General features: G+C 46.2%; 17 protein-coding genes and 2 pseudogenes. 8 read left to right on the top strand and 11 right to left on the bottom strand.

Going from position 1 to position 23,416, the window contains the following annotated elements; all coding sequences use genetic code 11:
• Positions 1 to 21: 21 nt before the first annotated feature.
• From tssJ to ACMYUL_RS00045, 11 genes are all read right to left on the bottom strand, one after another.
• Positions 22 to 648 carry a type VI secretion system lipoprotein TssJ gene (gene tssJ, locus ACMYUL_RS00095; RefSeq protein ID WP_342032173.1) on the bottom strand — a complete coding sequence of 209 codons (627 nt, stop codon included), beginning with the start codon at positions 646 to 648 and terminating at the stop codon, positions 22 to 24.
• 143 nt (positions 649 to 791) lie between these two features.
• Entirely contained in the window at positions 792 to 3,443 is a 2,652-nt protein-coding gene (gene tssH, locus ACMYUL_RS00090; protein ID WP_415771426.1) for a type VI secretion system ATPase TssH, read from the bottom strand.
• A 90-nt stretch (positions 3,444 to 3,533) separates the two neighbouring features.
• Complete coding sequence (gene tssG / locus ACMYUL_RS00085) at positions 3,534 to 4,574, bottom strand: type VI secretion system baseplate subunit TssG (RefSeq protein WP_415771424.1); 1,041 nt, start codon at positions 4,572 to 4,574, stop codon at positions 3,534 to 3,536.
• Positions 4,571 to 6,547, bottom strand: coding sequence for a type VI secretion system baseplate subunit TssF (locus ACMYUL_RS00080; RefSeq protein ID WP_415771422.1), 1,977 nt, complete (start codon positions 6,545 to 6,547; stop codon positions 4,571 to 4,573). The genes tssG and ACMYUL_RS00080 overlap by 4 nt, the downstream gene beginning before the upstream one ends.
• A complete protein-coding gene (tssE, locus tag ACMYUL_RS00075) occupies positions 6,544 to 7,056 on the bottom strand; it encodes a type VI secretion system baseplate subunit TssE (protein WP_342032171.1) in 513 nt (170 codons plus the stop codon). The genes ACMYUL_RS00080 and tssE overlap by 4 nt, the downstream gene beginning before the upstream one ends.
• Positions 7,057 to 7,089: 33 nt before the next feature.
• Complete coding sequence (locus ACMYUL_RS00070; protein WP_070871337.1) at positions 7,090 to 7,905, bottom strand: type VI secretion system accessory protein TagJ; 816 nt, start codon at positions 7,903 to 7,905, stop codon at positions 7,090 to 7,092.
• A 159-nt stretch (positions 7,906 to 8,064) separates the two neighbouring features.
• Complete coding sequence (locus ACMYUL_RS00065) at positions 8,065 to 8,547, bottom strand: Hcp family type VI secretion system effector (protein ID WP_003761730.1); 483 nt, start codon at positions 8,545 to 8,547, stop codon at positions 8,065 to 8,067.
• Positions 8,548 to 8,634: 87 nt separating this feature from the next.
• The gene (gene tssC / locus ACMYUL_RS00060; protein ID WP_003761727.1) at positions 8,635 to 10,134 is read right to left on the bottom strand and encodes a type VI secretion system contractile sheath large subunit; all 1,500 of its coding nucleotides are present in this window, start codon (positions 10,132 to 10,134) and stop codon (positions 8,635 to 8,637) included.
• Between the two features lie 33 nt (positions 10,135 to 10,167).
• Entirely contained in the window at positions 10,168 to 10,686 is a 519-nt protein-coding gene (gene tssB, locus ACMYUL_RS00055; RefSeq protein WP_003761725.1) for a type VI secretion system contractile sheath small subunit, read from the bottom strand.
• Positions 10,687 to 10,753: 67 nt separating this feature from the next.
• Positions 10,754 to 11,821 carry a type VI secretion system protein TssA gene (tssA, locus tag ACMYUL_RS00050; protein WP_415771418.1) on the bottom strand — a complete coding sequence of 356 codons (1,068 nt, stop codon included), beginning with the start codon at positions 11,819 to 11,821 and terminating at the stop codon, positions 10,754 to 10,756.
• Between the two features lie 4 nt (positions 11,822 to 11,825).
• Complete coding sequence (locus ACMYUL_RS00045; RefSeq protein ID WP_415771416.1) at positions 11,826 to 12,377, bottom strand: TagF domain-containing protein; 552 nt, start codon at positions 12,375 to 12,377, stop codon at positions 11,826 to 11,828.
• A 378-nt stretch (positions 12,378 to 12,755) separates the two neighbouring features.
• On the opposite strand from ACMYUL_RS00045, the gene ACMYUL_RS00040 reads away from it, so the two are divergent.
• The 8 genes and pseudogenes from ACMYUL_RS00040 to ACMYUL_RS00005 all read left to right on the top strand — a co-directional run bounded on the left by ACMYUL_RS00040 (position 12,756) and on the right by ACMYUL_RS00005 (position 23,023).
• Complete coding sequence (locus ACMYUL_RS00040; RefSeq protein WP_415771414.1) at positions 12,756 to 16,970, top strand: DUF6531 domain-containing protein; 4,215 nt, start codon at positions 12,756 to 12,758, stop codon at positions 16,968 to 16,970.
• On the top strand, positions 16,963 to 17,466 hold the full coding sequence (locus ACMYUL_RS00035) for an Imm26 family immunity protein (RefSeq protein WP_415771412.1): 504 nt from the start codon (positions 16,963 to 16,965) through the stop codon (positions 17,464 to 17,466). Before ACMYUL_RS00040 ends, ACMYUL_RS00035 begins: the two co-directional genes overlap by 8 nt.
• A gap of 254 nt (positions 17,467 to 17,720) precedes the next feature.
• Positions 17,721 to 17,978, top strand: a complete 258-nt coding sequence (locus tag ACMYUL_RS00030; RefSeq protein ID WP_415771411.1) for a type IV secretion protein Rhs — start codon at positions 17,721 to 17,723, stop codon at positions 17,976 to 17,978.
• A pseudogene (locus ACMYUL_RS00025) lies at positions 17,890 to 18,546 on the top strand (RHS repeat-associated core domain-containing protein); the annotation flags it as partial. The gene ACMYUL_RS00030 and the pseudogene ACMYUL_RS00025, both read left to right, overlap by 89 nt.
• 9 nt (positions 18,547 to 18,555) lie before the next feature.
• A complete protein-coding gene (locus ACMYUL_RS00020; RefSeq protein WP_415771409.1) occupies positions 18,556 to 19,131 on the top strand; it encodes a hypothetical protein in 576 nt (191 codons plus the stop codon).
• Positions 19,132 to 21,687: 2,556 nt separating this feature from the next.
• Positions 21,688 to 22,205 (top strand): annotated as a pseudogene (locus ACMYUL_RS00015) (RHS repeat domain-containing protein); the annotation flags it as partial.
• A gap of 81 nt (positions 22,206 to 22,286) precedes the next feature.
• Positions 22,287 to 22,631, top strand: coding sequence for an HNH endonuclease (locus ACMYUL_RS00010; protein WP_415772993.1), 345 nt, complete (start codon positions 22,287 to 22,289; stop codon positions 22,629 to 22,631).
• A gap of 23 nt (positions 22,632 to 22,654) precedes the next feature.
• Entirely contained in the window at positions 22,655 to 23,023 is a 369-nt protein-coding gene (locus tag ACMYUL_RS00005) for a hypothetical protein (RefSeq protein ID WP_070515436.1), read from the top strand.
• Positions 23,024 to 23,416 lie beyond the last annotated feature (393 nt).

Here is a 23,416-nt window from a genome sequence, read left to right as displayed (position 1 = left end):
TTATCCTTAATCTTTTAGTTATTATTTTTCTTCACGGAAAACACCTTTACTAAGGTCGCTGCCGTATTTGCGCGCTTTTCCATTTTCTTTAATTTTTTTATCGTCAGGGTGCCGCTCTTTATATTCCTTTAACATGTCCTTCATTTCTGACTTTGATAATTGGGTTAATTTATTTTTGCCAACGTTTACATAGAAATAATGTTTACCAAATTGATACCATCGTTTCTTCTGCTTCAATAATACCAATTGCCATTGACTGTTATCCAAATCTCGATAACTTGCGACTACACCCAGATATTTCAGGTGGGAATCCATTTTGATCGGCAATATGGTAACCGTATCAGGATGCAGCATGAATTGGTTTTGCTGAATTAATTTATCACCTAAATTTTCTTTGGCGTTGTTAGTAAGTTCAAAATAGTTTGATTTTTTGAACTCCCCGTCAGAAGACAACTGATATAAATCCAATCTGATGGGAGAAGGTTGGCCAACTATATTAGGATTCGCATCAGGGGAAACTATGATTTGTACATCAATTTTTTCTCCGCTCTCATCAGATTCTTTAGGCGGTTTATGATCGGAAGCACATGAGCTTACCATTAAAGATATCATTAAGAACGATATATATTTTATTAGTTGTTTATGCATCTTAATTGCCTTCAAGTCCATCAGTATTGATTACGTCTGACAACAAATACTTCAATCAGTCATGCAATATATGACTACTGGAGAAATAAATAGGTTCGTTATAATTAATTAGAAAGACTAAATTTTTTTAATATTTTCTAAAATTATAAAGTATTTTTCTTGCGAGGTTTATATTTATATTGATAAGTAAAGTCATGGTTACTTACATCAATATTTACACTTAAAACTTGTTTGCCTTGAGTTGCACAAGTAAGCAGTTCACGACTGATTTGCGGTAAAACTGTATTGGTCAGAATCGCATCAATCATGCGGCCACCTGACTCAACTTCTGTGCAGCGCGAAGTAATCAGCTTGAGCACTTCTGGCGTGTAGTGAAGGTCGATACCGTGGTTATCTTTAATTCGGTCTACGATACGGCCTAATTGCAATTCCACAATTTTTGAGAGCATATCGTCAGATAACGGATAGTAGGGAATCACTTGCATGCGGCCTAGTAGCGCGGCAGGGAAAGTTTTCAGCATGGGAGTACGCAAGGCTTTGTTTAAACCTTCCGGAGTAGGCAGCATTTCAGGGTCATCACACATATCCATAATCAAATCCGTACCCACATTAGTAGTTAGGATAATGATGGTATTTTTGAAATCGATATAACGGCCTTCACCATCTTCCATCCAGCCTTTGTCGAATACTTGGAAAAAGATTTCATGCACATCCGGATGTGCTTTTTCTACTTCATCAAGCAAGATGACGCTATAAGGTTTACGTCGTACAGCTTCAGTCAGTACGCCGCCTTCACCATAACCGACATAGCCCGGAGGCGCGCCTTTCAGGGTGGATACGGTATGAGCTTCCTGATATTCGCTCATATTGATGGTAATTACGTTTTGTTCACCGCCGTACAATGTATCGGCTAGAGCCAATGCTGTTTCGGTTTTACCCACGCCTGAAGGGCCTGCCAACATGAAAACACCGATAGGTTTGTTGGGGTTATCCAGATTCGCACGTGATGTTTGGATACGACGGGCGATTGCATCCAAGCCGTGACGTTGGCCAATGATGCGTTTGTTTAAAGTATCGGCAAGTTGCAAGACTGCCTCAACTTCATCTTTCATCATTTTGCCGACGGGAATACCTGTCCAGTCAGCTACAACGTCAGCAACGGTGCGGCTGTCCACTAAGGGCATAACCAGCGGTTGGATGCCTTGCAGTTTTTTCAGTTTGTTAACCAACTCTTTTTGGCGGGTATGCAGCTGCTTGGTTTCTTTCTCAGCTGTTCCTTCTTCCGCTTGCATGATTTGTTCACGTACCTCTAACAGCTCAGTAACCAAGTCTGCTTCAGATTTCCATCTGTCTTCTAATTTTTTCAGACGACCTTCGACTTCAGTTAATTCTTTGCCGATATTGGTTATCCGTGTTTCAGAATCGAAACTGAGTTTTTTCTCACGTTCCAAATTTGCTTGTTCAAGTTTTAATGCCTCGGATTTCTTCCGCAAAAATTCAATACGGCCGGGAACAGCATGCTGGCTGACTGCAACACGCGCGCAAGCGGTATCAATCAAACCGACAGCTTTATCGGGAAGTTGGCGTGCAGGTATGTAGCGATGGGAAAGTTTTACGGCTGCCTGAATTGCTTCATCGAGAATAATCACATTATGGTGTTTTTCCAAAGAAGCGTTTAATGCTCTAAGCATGTTGATGGCTTTGTTTTCGTCGGGCTCATCCACTTGCACCACTTGGAAACGGCGGGTCAGGGCAGGGTCTTTCTCGAAGTATTTTTTGTACTCTGCCCATGTTGTCGCACCGATAGTACGCAGTTTGCCTCGGGCGAGCGCAGGTTTGAGCAGGTTGGCTGCATCGCCCGTACCGGCTGCACCGCCGGCGCCAATTAAGGTATGGATTTCGTCGATAAAGAGCACAATTGGGGTCGGGCTGGATTCCACTTCGTCCATAACCGCTCTAAGGCGTGATTCAAATTCTCCACTGACGCTGGCACCGGCTTTAAGCAAACCGATATCCAGCAAAATTAATTGAACGTCTTTCAATCCGGGGGGAACATCTCCGGCCGCCAAACGCAATGCCAGTGCTTCGACGACGGCTGTCTTACCGACACCGGCCTCACCTGTGAGAATTGGATTGTTTTGGCGGCGGCGCATCAGGATGTCAACCATTTGCCTGATTTCGGCATCGCGACCTGTCAAGGGATCTATTTCGCCATTTTTGGCTTTTTCAGTGAGATTGCTGCCGTATTTGGCCAATGCACTTTCTTTGTGGGTAGCGTTAGGCTCCGAAGATAAGGCGTTTTGGGTAACATCAAGATTTTCTTCAGAGTTTGCAGTAATAGCGATGATATTGTTTGCCAATGTTTCAGGTTTGATTTTGAGAAACTCGGATGAAATATTGGCCACAATACTCTGCAAAGTTTTATTTTCCAGAATGGTGTAGAAAATATGAGCAGTACGGATTTTGTCGGTACCGAATTTGAGCGAGCTGTATGTCCAAGTTTGCTCGACAAGGGTTTGGATATGTTCGGAAAAATCGATGACGGCAGTCGAGCCGGCAGGAAGTTTTTCAACAGCTGTCAATACATCTTTGCGGACTCTTGCTTCGTCTAAATTAAAACTGTTGATCAGACAGAAGATGTCGGTTTTCTCGGTTTGTAGAAGAGAATGAAGCCAGTGAACCAACTCAACGTAGCTGTTTTCACGAAGACGGCAGAAGGTGTAGGCATTTTCCAGAGTTTTATACAAGGTGGTATTCAACTTGCCAAATAATACGCTGCGGCTGATGTTTGACATGATGTGTCCTTAAATTAAGTTATTCCAAGTATGTCTAAAAATATTTTGAAAGAAGCTTTTCCCGACAAAGGGGTCGTCTGAAAAAGCTGTTTAATGGTTGCTGACGATCAAGTCTTCGGCATCACGGGAAACATTCCCCAGCCAAGTTGTTAAGCCGAGTTGTGTTTGTCCGCCTAAGTCCATGAGCGGTACTTCTTTTTGCATTAAAACAGGCTGTATATCCCATTCATATTCATCTGCGGCAAACAGCCTTACCCATTCCCGTAGGCGGGCGGTATTGATACCGTCTTTGAAGAATGATCGGTAAGCGGGTAGCGTAAGCGGACCGATGATAATGCGGAATTTGCTTTGAACATCGTAAAGCTTGTCGCCCAGCAGCAGGCCATCTCCCAGCGTATAGTTACCCATGATGCCGATTTGCGTTTTTTCTTCCGCAACCTCAACCCAATACCCAACATTGGTTTGAATGGTAACGGGGACTTTGAAATAACGGTTGAGTAATTGCTGAAGATTGGCTGCCGAACGGCTTTGCTTCATCAGCAGACCGGCAAAATAACGCTTGGCAAATTCGTGGATTAAGCCTTTGTTATGTATGGCCGGTGTATCCAGCCCATTAAAGCTGGCGATATATTTCCCAAAACGGTCTTCAGCATTTTTATCTAAAGAAATAATGCTCTGAGCGTTGGCCCATGCCCGATAGAACAGGACAGCCAAACGGTGTTGCAACATATTGGCAAAACCGGTCCATGCTTGGTCGCCGTGCTGGTGTTGACGCTCATAGGCATATTCAGTCAAATGTAAGGGCAGGGGGCCGGATGGGCCGAACAAACCAAATCCGTTGATAGAAATTTCCACATAACGCGGCGATAAGGCAACCGATTGGATATTGCGAGGAGCAAAAATAAGTGATGGCTCTTGGCGAATCCTTATTTTTTCCATTTTCGGGCTGACGGCTTTGCCCAATAATTTCCCGCCGGTAACAAATTTGACGGACTCAAGCTGGCGCAAGAGTGAAAAATAATCGTATTTATAGGGCTGGGAGGCGACTTTGTTTAAAAAGCCAGTCAGTTTTTCGTCCCATGTATCGTCCAATGTGTCGCCAAAATCTGTTTGAGCGTTAACCGGACTCATACGATTACCCTCTCTCCAACAGCAGTCGGCCAAGTAGCCATATGTCCTTGTTGGAGCGTGTCAATTTGAAGCTGTATGAATGAGTTAATCGACACCAAACGCTGGAAGTAATGGTTCAAAACCGAGCCGAACAGGAAGGGATGGATACCGCCCAATTGCGCTTCATCCAGTGTAACCGTGATTTTGATGCCTCGAACAGGAGCTGCGACTCCATAATGACGGACTACCTTGTTCACAATGGAAGTCTCAATACGTGTGATCGATTCAATCTGTTTTTTCAGCAAATCATTTTCAGAAGAGACAAACACCATTAAAAGCTCTTTTAAGGTGACGGGTGCATCTTCCTGATCGATGTTTAATAATGACAGATAGTTCAAACTTAATTGGTTTAAAAACGACCAAAGTGTCCGATCCTCACTCACAGCAGCTTGAGGACGTGTCAATTTAGAAATCAGCTTAATAGAGTTAACCGGCAGGAAACCTTCAATCAGGAAATCGGACTCTCCGTCACGCGGCATCATCAGCGGTAAATCCCTGCTGGTACACCAAGCATCTACGGAAAGATGTTGTATGCCGGAATTGAAAGCGTAATCCCGATTGTCTGCCAGAGACAAAAACACTTCGCTGCCCAAGTAGGAAGAACGGAAGCCATTTTTGACAGAATTTTTCGATGGAACTCTGTCTGCACGCCGTGCTGAAAAATAAGCATGCTGAGTTTGGACTTCGGGGAAGAGTCCCATATCCGGCGCTTTGTACATCGGCGAAAATGCAACGGTTTGACGGTTGTTGGTGTCAAAACCTTTTACTTGTTCGATGGCGTAGACTTCATAATTCAAAGGCTGCGTACGGTCGATGATGACGTGGTGTTCCTGATCTTGGATATTTACAGGAAAGCGGGAGCTTTTTTTTCTGAATAGATTCACCACCGGCACCGCATTGACAGAAAAATCCTCTACGCCGATCAGTTCTGTCAATTCAGGTATTTTGTTGCTGAATAAAAATGAAAGACTGAAATAGCGTTTGCGGTAAGTAATGATTTTTTTATTGACGCCCTTATCGTTTACGATTTCTTCCAAATGTTCGGGTACTTTGGGTAAATGTCCGTCATTCTCAGCCTGACGGACAGCCTGTTTGATATCTTTTTGAGCGATAAACAGGAATTTTTCCGGCAGACGCGCGTATTCCTGCATAATTCGGAATGCACTGACGGATTTGTCCAAATTAAACGATAAGGCTTCATCTTCCCGAAATCCCCGATGTTCCGGTTTGGAGGACAACGGGTAATACCATTGTTTGGGGTTCTCATAACTGTGGCAAACGACGCCTACGCATTCTGAGGCCAGTAAAAACAGCAGTGCAGATGACTTAGAAAGTTCCGTACCTAAAAACACAGACAATTCATCCGGCAACATTTCCGAACATGCGCCAGGTACGCTGAGTGAGAAGTCCAAACGCAAGGCAGATTGCACTTTTTTCCTAGCAGATGCCTTGAGCGCAGGAAGCGTGCTTGGTAAATAGCCGAGCGAATCGGTATATTTGGCTTTTTCTATGTGTAAAGGCAGGATTTCAGTAGTTTTAGTTACAGAAAACGGACAACTTACCTTGAATTCATCGATAGGTAATGAGCGCAATACTCTGCCACGTTCAAGCAGATTGATAACGTCGGCGTTGTATTGACCGGTAGGTTCCAAATTGACAATAGCTGCTGCCGGTTTCTGATTGATGAAGTCAGGGTAAACGACTTCCAAGATTCTTTGTACGAAACGGGGATATTCCGCATCCAGCTTGAGTTGGGTGCGGGCAGTGAGAAAGCTTACACCTTCCAATAGCCTTTCGACATAAGGGTCGGGGATGTCGGTTGTATCCAGTGCCAAGCGGGAGGCGATTTTGGGGTATTGCTGTGCAAATTCCCTGCCCATTTCCTTCAGGAAGGTCAGTTCTTTATTGTAGTAAGACAATAACTTGTTATTCAAGACCTATTTCCCCCATCTAACAAGTCAAACAACCCGGTCTCAACATCCATACTGGTTCGTAGCAGGAACTCTTTGGGATAAGGATTGAGTTTCAGGTAACCTTTGACTTCAATAATAAGTTTGTTGTGTAAAGCATCGTCATCATCGTCTACGGTATTTACGATAACTTGCAGGGTTTTGCTTTCGAGACGTGGTTCGAAGTCGATGATGGCTTGTTTGATGTTTTGTTCTACGTCCTGCCATTCTATGTCGGAGAAATTCACTCCCGACAGGGGCGGTATGCCGTAATTGAGTGTGGAAGAGCGTACATTGACAGGCAGATCTTTCTCCATACTTTCCGCTTGCATGTTGCAGGTATTCAGTAAGTAAAGAATATCGCGCAGAACAGCCTGCCGATATTGATCAAGATTGATGACCTGATCTGGGCGTGCTTCTTTTTTCTTGCGCGGTTCTTCATCTGTCAGTCTGTCAAACAAAGAAGGCAGCAGTTGGTTTCTGAATTGCGACATGATGGATTGCGGTAGTCGGAGGATGGGTAAGGTTTAACGCTGTTGTCCGAATTTGATATTACGAATATCTAAGAGACCAAAATCATGGCTGTCGGTATACAGGGTTTTTTGACCCATGCCTGTAAAGAGCTGTTCGGCTACTTCTATCCAGTCTGTTTGCGAACAGTTCATCAGCATATCCGACCATTCGGTTTCTGCGTCCGGTAAAACGGCATAGCGGGCGGGGCTGGTACATTGAATGCATTCGCCGTCGGTAAATTTGATTTCAGACGACCTCCAGATGATGTCGAGCAACGAGCTTGGTGCTTTAAAAGCTATACTTTCAATAGAGTCCCAAGTTTGCCAATAGTAGTGGCCTTGATAGAAGAATTCATAAACAAAAGCAGTACGCACGTCGCCGTCCATAATCCAGTTGCTGTCGGTTTCAGCAACTGATTTATCTGCTAGAAGATAAGTGATGTGCGCTGGTGTGCCATCGATACAGTCGGATAAGGCTTCATAGTCGGCAGTAAGGGCAGAGCTTTTTTTCTCTGCAACATGAGCGACTAAAGAGAGTTGTTTTTGAAGAATATCGAGTTTACTTGCGTGCTGTTCCAGAGTTTTGGGTTTTTGCTGTGTTTCCAAGACTGCTTGACGACGCATTTCGGCAGAAATGTTTTCAATAAGGTAGAGCATCAGAGGCTTTTGAGTATCGGGAAACAGTTTTTGATATTGCCCGATTTGCTTTAAAGCCTGTTCCCATTTGGCACTCAGACAGAGGTATTGAATCAATGCCAAACGGTGTTCCTGATTGTCAGGATTTGAACGTACAAGCTCAATCATGTCCGTTAATTTAGTCTTCAAATCCATCCCAGCAACTCCTTATTTATTTGTATAAAGTGTGTAATAGTTGAAACCCGATTAACTTTTCAGGAAGACAGAGGTCGTCTGAAAAGTAAATTTATTGTAATAAAGCCTGACTTAAAACGCCTTTTAAGCCAGGCTTCTGCAGTTAAATGCGCATAGTGGTTATGCGGATTTGTTTTCTTTGATGTTGAAGGCCATTTGAACTTCAGCGCCTTTAGAACCTTTATCGGTTTGTTCCCAATATTGGTTTTTCACTTTGGCAGCTTGGAATGAATAACGCATTTTCAGCGCATCGTTGTCTTGTACACCGATGAATTTCACGCCGGTTACCAAGACATCTTCCAAAGTAGTGCGCGAATATTCGATCTGTTCGCCACCGGCTTTGCATACGGAAATTTCTACTTTGCTCAAGTGTTGGCCGGTAGCACAGTTTTTCAGAATGGTTGGAGCGGCTTTGTCAATAGCGGCAACTACGGTCAAGTCATTGAAATTGACTTTACCGGCACCACCGCCACCACCGCTGGTCATCGAACCGGGTTGCTCGGCACCCCAGTCAAAACTTTCGATGTTGGTCCAGTCTTTGTGGTTGGAATCTTTTGATTCGCCGTTAACACCTTCAACTTTCATGAACATATCAATAGCCATGTTTTTACTCTCCTTGTTAAAAGGTTAAAAAATTAAGGGATTCAACAACAGGGCATGAACATGCCCACTTAAATAAACCAAACCCGACTATTCCTGTTTAGCCGAAGGAAGTTTGGAAACTAAACGCAACGAAACGGTAAGGCCTTCGAGTTGGTAGTGCGGACGTAGGAAGAATTTGGAAGTGTAATATCCGGGATTGTCTTCAACTTCTTCCACAACCACTTCAGCAGCAGCCAACGGTTTACGGGCTTTTGTTTCTTGAGTGGAGTTAATCGGGTCTCCATCTACATAATTCATAATCCATTCGTTTAGCCAACGTTCCATGTCTTCACGCTCGCGGAACGAACCGACTTTGTCGCGTACGATACATTTCAGATAGTGCGCGAAACGACAGCACGCAAACAGGTAAGGCAGACGCGCAGACAAACGGGCATTAGCGGTAGCATCAGGATCATAATATTCAGACGGTTTATGCAGCGATTGAGCACCAATAAACGCGGCCAAGTCGGTATTTTTACGGTGAATCAACGGCATGAATCCCAATGCTGCCAATTCGGCCTCGCGGCGGTCGCTGATGGCGATTTCGGTTGGACATTTCATATCCACGCCGCCGTCATCCGTCGGGAATGTGTGGCAGGGAAGGTTTTCAACGATACCGCCGGATTCCACGCCGCGGATTGAGGTACACCAACCATAATATTTGAATGAACGGTTAATATTTACTGCCATTGCATAAGCCGCATTGGCCCATGTGTATTTGTTGTGATCCGCGCCTTCAGTTTCTTCTTCGAAGTCAAACTCATCGACAGGATTTGTCGTGGCACCGTAAGGCAGACGGGATAAGAAACGTGGCAGAGCCAAACCGATATAACGCGAATCTTCGGAATCACGCAGGCTGCGCCATGGGGCATATTCGGCATTTTGGAAAATTTTGCTCAAATCACGAGGATTGGCCAACTCTTGCCAAGATTCCATCTGCATCAGTTTGGGGGATGCGCCGGCGATGAACGGACAGTGTGCGGCGGCGGCAATTTTTTCAAGACTATTGAGCATTTCTACATCGGGTGCAGAGTGGTCAAAATAGTAGTCGCCAATCAAACAGCCGAAAGGCTCGCCACCAAATTGACCGTATTCTTCTTCATAAATGCGTTTGAATAGGGGGCTTTGATCCCAAGCAGTGCCTTTGAAGCGTTTTAAGTTGCGGGCAACTTCTTTTTTGGAAATGGGCAATACCTTGATTTTTAACAAGGTATCAGTTTCGGTGTTGGTAACCAAATGATGCAGGCCGCGCCATTCGCCTTCCAACTTTTGGAAATCTTCATGATGCAGAATCAGATTAATCTGTTCGGAAAGTTTTCTGTCGATCTCTGCAATAATCGCTTCGATGGTTTGATAAGTGTCGTCTGAAATAGTAATGGCATTTTGTAAGGCCTGTTGGGCCAGTGTCGCCACAGCATTATTTACAGCGCTTTTAGCTTCTTCGGTTTTGGGTTTGAATTCTTTTTGCAGCAGCTGTTCAAATTCATTTGCGGCAAATACGCTTTTCGCGCCGCTATCCCCTTGGATATCTAATTGCTTTTCAGTCATGATTCACGCTCACTTTATTGATTTCATCTGAAATTACTGCTCGTCTTTGGTAGTCGCTTTAGGCGCAGCTGCAAGGCTTTTCAGCAGCTCGCTGTCTCCCAAGACTTTTCCGATTAATTCTTCAGCACCACTCTTACCATCCATATATGAAAGCAGGTTGGCAAGCTCTGTGCGCGCTTGTAGGAGTTCATTTAAAGGACCTACTTTTTTGGCGATTGCTGCCGGGGAGAAATCATCCATGCTTTCCAATTCAAGCTCTACATTCAGATTGCCTTCACCAGTAAGCGTATTTTTTACATTGAATGCCACACGGGGTTTGAGGGCTTTCATGCGCTCATCGAAATTATCTACGTCAATTTCCAGAAATTTGCGTTCAGCCAATTCAGGTAGCGGTTCTACGGGTTTACCGACCAAATCTGCCATCACACCCATAACGAATGGAAGCTCAATTTTTTTCTCAGAACCGTAAAGTTCTACATCGTACTCAATCTGTACGCGAGGCGCCCGGTTACGAGCAATAAATTTTTGTCCGGATGATTTGTTTCGTGACATATTCAATGACCTTTAAATGATAAAAGTTGTTTATTGAAACGAACTTTAATATTGCGGATAGACTACCTTATTCGTTGGAAGTTCCCGTTTCTTCGTCCTGCTTCCCGATCAAAACTTCCAGGTTGGCAATGCTTTCAGGACTGATATCTTTCATGATGTCGTAGAAGTTCATATTCATTTGCCGCTGTACCCTACGGATAAATAGTGGGGCAGGGTGGCTGGGTTCCAGCGTTTCAAAGTAGATGCAGATTTTTTCCAAAGCCAAATCGACATCAGCCCGATTTTTGATATTCAGACGACGCCAAGCATCCGCTTCTTGCAGGGTTGATTGCTCTTGGGCAGCGGTCGAAACGGGCGTTTCAGCGGGTTGTTCTGTTTGTTCAGCATGTTGCAGCTGCGGCGTGCTACCATCGTTGTAATTGATGGCTTTGTGGATCAGGGTAAGCGGTTTTTGAATCACCTCGAAATTAAGCGAATGTTCGTCTTGCAGCTGCGTTGAGAAGGTGTTTTGAATATCTTTCAGATAATCTAATGCTTGGATCAAGGCAATCAATTCCGGTTTGCCGGTATCGGCACTTACCCTGATATCGAGCATCAAACGTTCTTTGCCGCCCGGATAACTTTGAGGGTCATTGCCTTGCAAGACAGAAACTGCTTCTTTAACGGTAATGGGCTGTTGGGTCAGACCGTTTACTAATAACTTGGCTGAAAATACTTCTTTGGCGATGCCATCAAGTGTCGTGAATGCACTTAATGCATTGATTCGATAAAACGGGTCGGGTTCGCCGTCCTCATCTTCGAGTTTGGGATATAGGGATTTCCAATATAAATCCACATTGGTTTTGATGGCTTCGCAGCCGGCGCAAAAGCCAACCAGCCCGTGTTTTGCGGTAAGAGCCTGTGTGTAATAGGCTAAAACATGGAGGTCTTTTGATTCAGCCAGCAGTTGATTGCATAGCTTCTCTACTGTTGCCCAATCAGGCTCTTCAGCAGGGATGATGGTATCGCCATATTGTCTTTCCGGTTTCCCTTCGGCAGCGCTTTGAAGCTCTAAAAAGCGGCTATCGTATTCAATATTTACCCCTTCAGGGGTGTCGGCGGAAATTGGTTCAGCCCATAGGGGAAATGTACTCATCTACTTATAATCCAAATATTTTATTAAACAGAGAGCACGTTGGCTCTCCGTCTCTTTCTATATAGTTACCACTTTCGCATTCCATCCAAAAGCTACCGATGTTATCTGTTTTGGATAAAAAAATGAGGAAAGATTCAGATAGTGGATTGGTAGGTTTGTGAATTGTATCTAAGCAATCTTTTAAAACACATTTGCCATTAGTCAATGTTTGGTTAAAAAAATCTATATTTTTGTAAAAAAAATTAATAGATTTTAACTGTTCGGAAGGGGTGTAAGGCTTTTGAAATAATACAAAAGGATATTGCCGACCTGTTTGGTCCGAACTAAGGGCTGTTATACCTGTATAGGTTATGTTCGCAGGCAGTTTAACGCAAAACAGCCAAATACGAGATGCGAAAAGCGCCTTTCGGGTAAATGGAATTAGCTTATCTTGGTTGGTGCAACGACCAAACCATCCATCCCAAAAATTTTTATCGTTAGCTTGGAGATTTTCAGAAACAATAAAATCACGAGATTGATTTAATTTTCCGAAAAAGTAGGTGTTTATTCGCTGCATAAATAACAATCACATAATGTAAAATTAACAAAAGATAAAGTTACTTAAGGTATTGATTATGCCTTTGCCTCAAACATATCCAATATGGCTGCCGTATATATACTTTACCATAATTTTGGTTTATGTATTAATATATTTTTTTATCTGTTAAAAGAATAAGTAAGGTAAATCTTTTATGATATTAGTATATTTACGGAACATTTATTGTTATTTTAGTGTCTTAAGATACAATGTATTTACAGTTTGTTATTTGTTATAATTTTGTTGCAATGCCATTCTAAAACAGTCATAATTATTTTGACTTAGTTTCTCAAGTTTCTCAAATATTCCAGTTTTTCATTTCAAAAATAAAAGAATCTCGACGGAGAGAGTAAACCCATGGCCTCTTTCGGTAATACTTTCGGTATTCTCATCCCCAAACCAGCCGCACCAGCCATGGTGTCTCAAGGCTCTGCCAATCCACCCGAGCCGCTGACCAATGCAGCCGGACCGGTTGATGTGATAGAGATGGTTGCCGATGTTGCTTCCACTGCCCTTTCCATAGTTGCGCCTGATTCTGCTGCAGCCGATGCAGTTGATGCCATATCCGAACTGGTTTCCCTTGCGTCCATGATACCCGGTCAGCCGAGCCCCAAACCGCCTTCCCGTAAAATGGTCAGTGGTTTTAGCGGCGGCATGGGCATGGGCTTCGATGGCGGGGTGGTTACCTCGGGTCATGGTCACTGTATTCCTTGTAAGGTAGCTGCTGCCACAAATGTTGGTAACCCCGTAAACGCAGTGCTCGGTATCAAAGTCCTATTTGACGATACCGAGACCGACTTTGCCTTCGATTCCCCGCTTCCCCTTGTTTGGCAGCGCAGCTACTATTCCGACCAAATAGGCAACGGCTGGTTGGGACAAGGTTGGTCGCTGCCGTTCTCCATGCATCTTGTCCGTACTGCCGACGGTTTCCTTTATATTGATGAGCAGGGCAGGGAAATTTCGTTGCCGGATATCAGCGACGAAGCGGACGAGCCTTATTCCGCAGCCGACGACGATGAGGACGATTTATATGAAGAAGAGGCCGCACCAAGACCTGCTTCCGCCGAAGAAGATCCCTACGGTCTGGATGACGCCTATTTCGATCCTTACGAACAAATCTTCTTTTCACAGATTTCAGACGACCTCTACCAAATCGCCTCCCCCGACGGCGGCGCACGGCTGCTGTTTGCCGAAGTCGATTCCGGTTGCGGCATTTACCAACTGGTCGCCCAACTCGACCGCAACGGCCGCCATATCCGCCTCTGCTACGACGACAACGGACTGCCGCACAGCATTTACGACGGCAGCGGCCGACACTTCCAACCCGTATTCTCCTCCATCCAACTGAACGACAACGATCCCGACTTCGACCCGGCTGGAGAGCGGGACGTCTTCGTTTCCGAAGACGAACGTTTCTACGTCAACCGCCTCACCTCCGTTACCTTCAACGGCAAGGAACTGGTGCGCTACGACTACGACGGCTACGGCGATTTGACCGCCGTTTACGGACGCGACGGCAAAAAACTGCGCGGTTTCGCCTACCGTAACCACATCATGGTCGAACACAGCCAGCCCGACGGACTGGTGTCCCGCTACGAATACGACCGTTACGACACCGACGGCAAAGTGCTTAAAAGCAGCAACAACCTCGGCGAAGAATGGACGTTCGACTACCGCAAAGACCATACCGTCGTTACCGACGCATTGGGGCGGACGGAAGTGTACGGTTTCGACGAAAACCGCGAACTTATCTACCGCATCGACGCCGACGGACAGCGCAGCGACAGCGAACGTGACAGCTACGGCCGCATTACCGTAGAACGCGACCCCCTCGGACGCGAAACCCGCTATCTCTACGATACCGAAGGCAACGTCATCGCCATCACCGCGCCGGACGGCAGCAGCACCCAAATCGACTACCACGAAACCCTCAACCTGCCGGTTGCCGTCAACGATCCCGCAGGCAGGATTACCGCCTACGATTACGACGAACGCGGCAACCTCATCAGCATCACCGACCCCGCCGGTTACATTACCCGCTACGGCTACAACGCCCAATGGCTGCCCGAAACCATTACCGACGCCTTAGGCAAAACCCGACACCTACACTACGACACCCTCGACCAGCTCGTCTGCTTTACCGACTGTACCGGCGAAACCACCCGTTTCGGTTACACCGAATACGGCGATCTCGAAACCGTTACCGATGCGCTGGGCCATACCACCCGCCACCACTACGACGCAGCGGGCAACCCCGTCCGTACCGACTATCCCGACGGCAGTCACGAAACCTTCGAATACGACCGCCTCAACCGTCTGACCGCCCACATCGACGGACTCGGTGCCAAAACCGCCTACGAACTCGCAGTGGATGGACTGCCGCTCAAACGCACCAACGCGCTGGGCCATACCTTCGCCTACGCCTACGACAAAGCCCGCCGTCTGACCGTCCTCACCAACGAAAACGGCGAAACCTACCGTCTCGATTACGACCCGACCGACAACCTGATCCAAGAAACCGGCTGGGACGGCAAAATCACCGCCTACGGCTACGATGCCGCCGGACAACTGGTCCAACAGACCGAATACGGCCAAAGCACCGATCAAGGTCGTCTGAAAGACCGTCCCGAGACTTGGCACATCCACCGGTTCAAACGCAACATCCTCGGCCAACTGATCGAAAAACAAAGCCGCAAAGTCTCCGACCGCAACGGACAAAGTAAAGACGAAGGCATCAGCCGCACCCGTTTCGAATACGATCCCATTACCGGCAACCTGACCAAAGCCCGCAACCATCACAGCAGCGTCGAACTCGCCTACGACGAACTCGACCGACTCATCGGCGAAACCACCGTCCACAACGGCCAAAGCGCCACCGTAGGCTACCGATACGACCCGTTGGGCAACCGCATCCGCACCATCCTGCCCGACGGCCGCCATATCGATTACCTGTACTACGGCAGCGGACACCTGCACCAAATCAGCCTTAACGGCGAAGTCATAACCGACATCGAACGCGACAAACTGCACCGCGAAATCCAAAGGACGCAGGGCAGCATCAGCAGCCTGTACGACTACGACCCCATGGGTCGTCTGAAAAGCCAGCGTACCGTCCGGAGCGGCACACAAACGCTTCACGGCAAACAAAACCCGCTGGCCGGCGGCGCCGTCAACCGCCGCTACGCCTACGACAAAGCCGGCAACCTGATTCAAAGCGCCGACCAAAGAAGCGGTGTCCTCAATTACATCTACGACAAAATCGGACGCATTCAAGAAGCCCGCAACAGCCAAACCGGCCGCAGCGAAACCTTCGCCTTCGACCCCGCCCACAACATTCTCGACATTCCAACATCTACTCCCTCTCCCGTGGGAGAGGGCAAAGCGACCGCTCCGATTTCAGACGACCCCAAAACTCAAGGTCGTCTGAAATCACCTGCCAACCCTAACCCGGTCAGCGGCAACCGCCTCAAAGAATACAACGGCATCGAATACACCTACGACGCATTGGGCAATTTGATCTACCGCGAGCTGCCCGACGGCGAAAACCAATATTACCAATACGATTTAGAAAACCAACTCGTCCGCACCGAAATCAAAAAGCCCGCAGGCAATACCGAAATCTGGACATACGCCTACGATCCGTTCGGCCGAAGGCTTTCCAAAGAACGCCAAGACAAACTCGCCTGGACGAGCACCGAACCGAAACGCACCCACTTCGTCTGGGACGGAACGCGATTACTTCAGGAGTACACCTACAAAGGCAGCTACACCTATATCTATACCGACCAAGACAGCTACGAACCGCTGGCGCAAATCTTTGACAACGCCAAAGACGGCAAACAATACCTCGCCTATTTCCACACCGACCAAATCGGCATCCCGCGCGAGATGACCGACATCCACGGTAATCTCCTTTGGTACGGCGAATACACCGCCTGGGGTCGTCTGAAAAAGGACGGGCGGGTTTACAAGAACGCGCATCAGCCGTTCCGACTGCAAAACCAGTACTTCGATGAAGAGACAGGGCTGCATTACAACCTGAAGCGCTATTACGAGCCTGAGGCGGGGCGGTTTGTGAATCAGGACCCGATTGGGTTGTTGGGGGGCGAGAATCTTTATTGGTTTGCTCCTAACAGCCAGATATGGATTGACCCATTGGGATTGGTTCATGAGGAAACTCCAGGCTACCATGTTTACGGATTATTTGATGTTGATCCAAATACCGGAAAAATTGCAGATAAGCCTTATTACATTGGTATTACGAACGATACAGCGAGAAGGATTGCTGAACATCAAGATACAGGGCGTTTGACCAAAGATGGCTTAACAAGAATGGAGCCCTTGCATCGTAATTTGACATATGGCCAAGCAAGGGGGTATGAACAAGCCTTAATTGAATATTACGATACAAAACATGGAGAGGTAGGAAAAGAAATTTCTCAAAGTAATAGACAGAATAAAATTAATTCTTTTGATATAAATAGCAAAACTCGTAAAGAATCTCGCCAAGAATATTTTAAGAAGTTTCGAAAGAAATTACTTAAAAAACTGAAAGGAAAGTGTAATGGATAAAGTAAATTTATGGGAGTGGGATAAGAAAACACGTACAATGTTAAGGTTTATTAAAGTGGGGGATATTCTTTGTTTTAAAATTAATGAACTTGAAGAAAAATATGGTTATGGTATTTTAATTGCTAAATTGGATGGCTGGTTTGCTTGTAAGATATATGATATACAACATACAAATCCTAATGCTATTACAGCGAAAGAAATAATGGAGGCTAAACAACTAGGAAAAATATTTATATTGGATGTATATAGTACATTGGATAATAAAAAACACATACAAAAGGGCGAATGGAGAATTTTAGGTCATTATGACAATTTTGAACTTACCCCTGATGAAATTAAGAATGTGTTTTTTGAATATGGACCAAGTGGCATGAAAAGAAAAATTGATTTGTTAGGGAATGATCAAGAAATTTCAGATAAAGAGGCAGAAGGATATTTACCTTACAGTCCAGTTACAGGAGATGATGCTAAAAGGTGGTATATAAAATACGAATAGCAAGCCGTAGTCTAGCAAAAACTTCAGTCCCGACGTAGGATATACGCTACTCACGCTGTTTCTGTTTTTCAGACGACTTCACTATCCTCCTTGAGGTCGTCTGAACCATTTGTTCTTTAACAATCTTATTAGCAGTTAAAATAGGGGTCGTCTGAAAACCGACTTTCAGACGACCTCTTCTACGTCAACCGCCTACCTCCGTCACCTTCAACGGCAAGGAACTGGTACGCTACGACTACGACGGCTACGGCGATTTGACCGCCGTTTACGGACGCGACGGCAAAAAACTGCGCGGTTTCACCTACCGCAACCACATCATGGTCGAACACAGTCAGCCCGACGGACTGGTGTCCCGCTACGAATACGACCGTTACGACACCGACGGCAAAGTGCTCAAGAGCAGCAACAACCTCGGCGAAGAATGTCGGCATCCCGCGCGAGATGACCGACATCCACGGCAATCTCTTATGGTACGGCGAATACACCGCCTGGGGTCGTCTGAAAAAGGATGAATGCGTCTATCGGAATGCACATCAACCGTTCCGACTTCAAAACCAATACTTCGATGAAGAGACGGGGCTGCATTACAATCTGATGCGCTATTACGAGCCTGAGGCGGGGCGGTTTGTGAATCAGGATCCGATTGGGTTGTTGGGTGGAGATAACCTTTATTGGTTTGCTCCTAATGTACAGGCATGGGTCGATGTATTAGGAGCAAAAAGGCAAAAACCTCAGGGGGATTATGCACAGATGCCAGTAATATCTGGACATCAACGACATCATATAATACCTTTAACCAATTTCTTAGAGCATCCCGCTATTATAGATGCAAAAATTGACTTGAATAATTATCGAAATATTGTTCAATTGCCAACACATTCTTCTAATAATCCAGAGGGGAGAACTATTCATAGAGGGATGCATCAAATGGATTACGAGAATAGAATTAGAAGGGAATTGGATAAGGTTAGTCAAATGAAATGCCCTTCTCATATCAAGAAAATGCATGTGGAAAGCATTATGGACAAGTATAGAGGGTTGCTATTGTCAGGAAAAATTAAATTAAACAACGCTATATAGGAGTTGAAAATGATTTTTGCAATTTATCCAAAGTCAGAACAAAAATTTTTGAAATTTAACTGGAACTCTGTTAATTATCAGTTGTTAGATAACGAAGGAAAAATCTCTCAGGGCGTACAATTGATCTATGAGTTGAATCCTAATAAAAGCTATTCTTTAGACAGGTATGATTTTTTATTTACAGTAGGCCCATTAATTGTCAGCCAGAAAGTAAAAGAAATTCTTAAACCAGAACAAGAGGCTGGTTTTGTACAGTTTTTCCCTGTAAATATTAAAAACCAGAAGGTGTTAGATGGTTTTTATGTTGTTCATATTACCAATCATGAAAACACCACGGATTTAAATAATAGTATTTATGAAAAAGATGAATGGGATGATGAGGAGGAGTATCAATTTTCAATACAAAAATTTAAAGAAAGTTTTGATTGGGATGTTTCAATAGCTAAAAGTAAAGAGAAATTTGCGCAAATTGTAGTAAATGATAATTTAAAGGATAGGTTAATTTCTGCAGGGGTTAGGGATTTAATTTTTTACACCAAAATAGATTATATTAATGATGAAAATTCAGAGTTTGTTTTAGTTTGATTATTTGTCTAGTAAGCCGTAGCCCGCACAAAACCTCCAATCCTGACGTAGGGCGGGCACTTGCTGCCCACGTAGCCTCATCGGCTACCTGCAAAAGTGCAGGCTGCTTTCAAAGCCCCAAAACGGTTCAAAAGCAGCCTACACATTCAAAGCAAGCCGTAGCCCCACACAAACCTTCAATTCTGATGTTATGTGTGCGCGGTATGTATGCACGCGATTTCTGTTTTGCAGACGACCTCACTATCTTCTTTGAGGTCGTCTGAACTATTTGTTCTTTAACAGTCTCATTAGCAGTTAACATAGAGGTTGTCTGAAAACCAACTTTCAGACGACCTCTACCAAATCGCCTCCCCCGACGGCGGTGCCCGGCTGCTGTTTGCCGAAGTTGATTCCGGCTGCGGCATTTTCCAACTGGTCGCACAACTCGACCGCAACGGCCGCCATATTCGCCTCTGCTACGATGATAACGGGCTGCCGCACAGCATTTACGACGGCAGCGGCCGACACTTCCAACCCGCATTCTCCTCCATCCGTCTGCACGACAATGATCCCGACTTCGACCCGGCCGGAGAACGGGACGTCTTCGTTTCCGAAGACGAACGTTTCTACGTCAACCGCCTCACCTCCGTCACCTTCAACGGCAAGGAACTGGTGCGCTACGACTACGACGGCTACGGCGATTTGACCGCCGTTTACGGACGCGACGGCAAAAAACTGCGCGGTTTCGCCTACCGCAACCACATCATGGTCGAACACAGCCAGCCCGACGGACTGGTGTCCCGCTACGAATACGACCGTTACGACACCGACGGCAAAGTGCTTAAAAGCAGAAACAACCTCGGTGAAGAATGGACGTTCGACTACCGCAAAGACCATACCGTCGTTACCGACGCATTGGGACGGACGGAAGTGTACGGTTTCGACGAAAACCGCGAACTCGTCTACCGCATCGACGCCGACGGACAACGCAGCGACAGCGAACGCGACAGCTACGGCCGCATTACCGTAGAACGCGACCCGCTCGGACGCGAAACCCGCTATCTCTACGATACCGAAGGCAACGTCATCGCCATCACCGCGCCGGACGGCAGCAGCACCCAAATCGACTACCACGAAACCCTCAACCTGCCGGTTGCCGTCAACGATCCCGCAGGCAGGATTACCGCCTACGATTACGACGAACGCGGCAACCTCATCAGCATCACCGACCCCGCCGGTTACATTACCCGCTACGGCTACAACGCCCAATGGCTGCCCGAAACCATTACCGACGCCTTAGGCAAAACCCGACACCTACACTACGACACCCTCGACCAGCTCGTCTGCTTTACCGACTGTACCGGCGAAACCACCCGTTTCGGTTACACCGAATACGGCGATCTCGAAACCGTTACCGATGCGCTGGGCCATACCACCCGCCACCACTACGACGCAGCGGGCAACCCCGTCCGTACCGACTATCCCGACGGCAGTCACGAAACCTTCGAATACGACCGCCTCAACCGTCTGACCGCCCACATCGACGGACTCGGTGCCAAAACCGCCTACGAACTCGCGGTGGACGGACTGCCGCTCAAACGCACCAACGCGCTGGGCCATACCTTCGCCTACGCCTACGACAAAGCCCGCCGTCTGACCGTCCTCACCAACGAAAACGGCGAAACCTACCGTCTCGATTACGACCCGACCGACAACCTGATCCAAGAAACCGGCTGGGACGGCAAAATCACCGCCTACGGCTACGATGCCGCCGGACAACTGGTCCAACAGACCGAATACGGCCAAAGCACCGATCAAGGTCGTCTGAAAGACCGTCCCGAGACTTGGCACATCCACCGGTTCAAACGCAACATCCTCGGCCAACTGATCGAAAAACAAAGCCGCAAAGTCTCCGACCGCAACGGACAAAGTAAAGACGAAGGCATCAGCCGCACCCGTTTCGAATACGATCCCATTACCGGCAACCTGACCAAAGCCCGCAACCAACACAGCAGCGTCGAACTCGCCTACGACGAACTCGACCGACTCATCGGCGAAACCACCGTCCACAACGGCCAAAGCGCCACCGTAGGCTACCGATACGACCCGTTGGGCAACCGCATCCGCACCATCCTGCCCGACGGCCGCCATATCGATTACCTGTACTACGGCAGCGGACACCTGCACCAAATCAGCCTTAACGGCGAAGTCGTCAGCGACATCGAACGCGACAAACTGCACCGCGAAATCCAAAGGACGCAGGGCAGCATCAGCAGCCTGTATGACTACGACCCCATGGGTCGTCTGAAAAGCCAGCGTACCGTCCGGAGCGGCACACAAACGCTTCACGGCAAACAAAACCCGCTGGCCGGCGGCGCCGTCAACCGCCGCTACGCCTACGACAAAGCCGGCAACCTGATTCAAAGCGCCGACCAAAGAAGCGGTGTCCTCAATTACATCTACGACAAAATCGGACGCATTCAAGAAGCCCGCAACAGCCAAACCGGCCGCAGCGAAACCTTCGCCTTCGACCCCGCCCACAACATCCTCGACATCCCGACATCTACTCCCTCTCCCGTGGGAGAGGGCCGGGGAGAGGGCAAAACGACCGCCCCGATTTCAGACGACCCCAAAATTCAAGGTCGTCTGAAATCCCCCGCCAAGCCCAACCCTGTCAGCGGCAACCGCCTCAAAGAATACAACGGCATCGAATACACCTACGACGCATTGGGCAACCTGATCTACCGCCAGCTGCCCGACGGCGAAAACCAATATTACCAATACGATCTCGAAAACCAACTCGTCCGCGCCGAAATCAAAAAGCCAGCCGGCAATACCGAGATTTGGGAATACGCCTACGACCCGTTCGGACGACGCCTTTCCAAAGAACGCCAAGACAAACTCGCCTGGACGAGTACCGACCCGAAACGCACCCACTTCGTCTGGGAGAGACCGGGCTGCATTACAACCTGATGAGGTATTACGAGCCTGAGGCGGGTCGGTTTGTGAATCAGGACCCGATTGGGTTGCTGGGTGGAGATAATCTTTATTGGTTTGCTCCGAGTGTACAGGCTTGGGTTGACCCGTTAGGATTAGCTACTCGACCTAATAATGGGAAATACCATATTTTCTTTGACCATAAGTTAGATTCAGGAATTAGATATTCAAGTGATGCTGTGCAATTTAATGATGCAAATAAGGCATTTATTAAAAAAATGGAATCTAACCCATCATTTAAACGGGATATGCTTAATCGTTATCCTGAATTAAAAGAATGGATGAAATCTGGAGATATGAGTTCAAGTCCCAATTGGGGAAAAGGTAAAAATAAACAGGGACTAACATGGCATCATCATGAGGATACAAAAAGGTTGGTACTGGTTGATTATAATGACCATAGAAAAAATCATGGTCTATATCACCCACAAAGAAAAGGCGGAAGAAGTATATGGGGAGGTGGTAGACCAGGTCGGCGAGGAAAATTAAACGGTCGCACTGGTAAACCATTAGGTAAATGTTAATTTAACCACAGAAGGAACAAAAAATGAATTTAGATAATTTTTTTAGAAGAAAAATTAGCATATCAGAAATTATTGATTGTGCTAGATTATTTAATGATGAAGATACTGATAAATTTGCAAAATTTCCATACATATATATTTCCTCTGATGAAGATGAGAGTATCCTTGATTTAGAGACGGTTTGTTATTTGGATAACGGTCCAAAAATAGTGGATGGAAAAGAAGTTTTTCCTGATTTTGTAAATGAGAATGGATTGGATATTTTATGTAGTGGGGATGTATTTATGGATATTTACGATGACTTAGATGAACGGTATCCAAATTTTACAAAAGATCAATTTATTGATGCTCTAAATTATTACATGGATAATGATGATTACATTGAATTTTAAATCTATAATTCAGGTATTATTTCAGATCCCCTCTCTGCGATTAACTGACATATCAGCCTAAAGAAACGAAGCTACATCACAACCTGATGCGTGACTACGAGTCTCAAACTAGGCAGTTTGTTTAATCAGGATCTGATTGGGTTGTTGAGTATACATGACCTTTTTTCAGACGACCTTAATATTTTATTGAGGTCGTCTGAAATATTTGTTCTTTAGATAAATAATCTACATTGTGGGGCTTGTTCTAATAGTCAGGGTGGTAAATTAAGTGCATTCTCAAGAAGAATGGGTAATATAATAGATTCTAGAAATGGAAAGAAAAAATAGAGTAATCTATAAAATTAAAGCGAGGAAATATAGTTAATGAATAAATTTGTATTGGAATTAAAGCAG

The sequence above is a fragment of the Neisseria sp. CP9 genome, assembly GCF_047758525.1.
Classification (GTDB): Bacteria; Pseudomonadota; Gammaproteobacteria; order Burkholderiales; family Neisseriaceae; genus Neisseria.
This window is presented reverse-complemented; position numbering and strand designations above follow the sequence as displayed.

Excerpts from the sequence above, each read along its gene's own strand:
- tssJ (WP_342032173.1), bottom strand. The coding sequence starts at position 648 with ATGCATAAACAACTAATAAAATATATATCGTTCTTAATGATATCTTTA.
- tssH (WP_415771426.1), bottom strand. The coding sequence starts at position 3,443 with ATGTCAAACATCAGCCGCAGCGTATTATTTGGCAAGTTGAATACCACC.
- tssG (WP_415771424.1), bottom strand. The coding sequence starts at position 4,574 with ATGAGTCCGGTTAACGCTCAAACAGATTTTGGCGACACATTGGACGAT.
- tssE (WP_342032171.1), bottom strand. The coding sequence starts at position 7,056 with ATGTCGCAATTCAGAAACCAACTGCTGCCTTCTTTGTTTGACAGACTG.
- ACMYUL_RS00070 (WP_070871337.1), bottom strand. The coding sequence starts at position 7,905 with ATGGATTTGAAGACTAAATTAACGGACATGATTGAGCTTGTACGTTCA.
- ACMYUL_RS00065 (WP_003761730.1), bottom strand. The coding sequence starts at position 8,547 with ATGGCTATTGATATGTTCATGAAAGTTGAAGGTGTTAACGGCGAATCA.
- tssC (WP_003761727.1), bottom strand. The coding sequence starts at position 10,134 with ATGACTGAAAAGCAATTAGATATCCAAGGGGATAGCGGCGCGAAAAGC.
- tssB (WP_003761725.1), bottom strand. The coding sequence starts at position 10,686 with ATGTCACGAAACAAATCATCCGGACAAAAATTTATTGCTCGTAACCGG.
- tssA (WP_415771418.1), bottom strand. The coding sequence starts at position 11,821 with ATGAGTACATTTCCCCTATGGGCTGAACCAATTTCCGCCGACACCCCT.
- ACMYUL_RS00045 (WP_415771416.1), bottom strand. The coding sequence starts at position 12,377 with ATGCAGCGAATAAACACCTACTTTTTCGGAAAATTAAATCAATCTCGT.
- ACMYUL_RS00040 (WP_415771414.1), top strand. The coding sequence starts at position 12,756 with ATGGCCTCTTTCGGTAATACTTTCGGTATTCTCATCCCCAAACCAGCC.
- ACMYUL_RS00035 (WP_415771412.1), top strand. The coding sequence starts at position 16,963 with ATGGATAAAGTAAATTTATGGGAGTGGGATAAGAAAACACGTACAATG.
- ACMYUL_RS00020 (WP_415771409.1), top strand. The coding sequence starts at position 18,556 with ATGATTTTTGCAATTTATCCAAAGTCAGAACAAAAATTTTTGAAATTT.
- ACMYUL_RS00005 (WP_070515436.1), top strand. The coding sequence starts at position 22,655 with ATGAATTTAGATAATTTTTTTAGAAGAAAAATTAGCATATCAGAAATT.